Genomic DNA, 678 nt, shown 5'->3' with positions numbered 1-678 from the left:
CAACTGTGCTTGCATTCAGCGGGCCGTGCTTGCATTCCATCGTCGCCCGCTCACATTATTTGCAACTGACAGCCCTCAGATCGGTAGCCCGGCGGCCAGCATCTTGTCGCGTAGAGTAGCCGCTCGTTCCGGCTCCAGCGCGTTGCCGAACAGTGCCTTGATCTCGGCTGGTTTGGCGTCGAACTGCTCCACGAGATCCTTGACGCGGTAGCCGTGACGCGTCAGCGTCGGCTCAAGGTCATCGAGCTGCCGGGACAGGATAGACTCGACCAGCGCGGCCGACACGGGCTTCTCGCCGGTCCGATATCCGGCTTCGAACGCGAGTGTCAGATGCAGCTGGATTTGCAGCGGCGTACGCAATTTTGTCGCCAGCAGATCGATCGCCTCCTCGGTGAGGATCGATTCGACGTCGGTGCCATCCGACGCGCACGCGCCGATCAGCCAGTACAGGTACTCGCGCTGGCTGCCGGCGATGCCGTCGAGCGAGAAGATGTCGGTGCGGTAGCCGATTTCTTCCATCGTCGCGCGTCGCAGGTCATTGCGCAACTTCGGATGCCCGGCGAGGATCAGGGACAGGCTACCGCCGCCGTCCTCGACCAGCTCCATCAGGCGCTTCAGGCCGATCAGTGTGTTGCCATTCAGGTCGTGTGCTTCGTCGACGAACAGTGCGACGGGCCG

1 pseudogene is annotated in these 678 nt (G+C 62.8%); it reads right to left on the bottom strand.

Features of this window, described 5'->3' with window-relative positions:
* Window positions 1–75: 75 nt before the first annotated feature.
* Window positions 76–678: pseudogene (locus VL15_RS38830) on the bottom strand (AAA family ATPase); the annotation flags it as partial.

This window comes from Burkholderia cepacia (assembly GCF_001039005.1).
Lineage (GTDB): Bacteria > Pseudomonadota > Gammaproteobacteria > Burkholderiales > Burkholderiaceae > Burkholderia > Burkholderia theae.
This window is presented reverse-complemented; position numbering and strand designations above follow the sequence as displayed.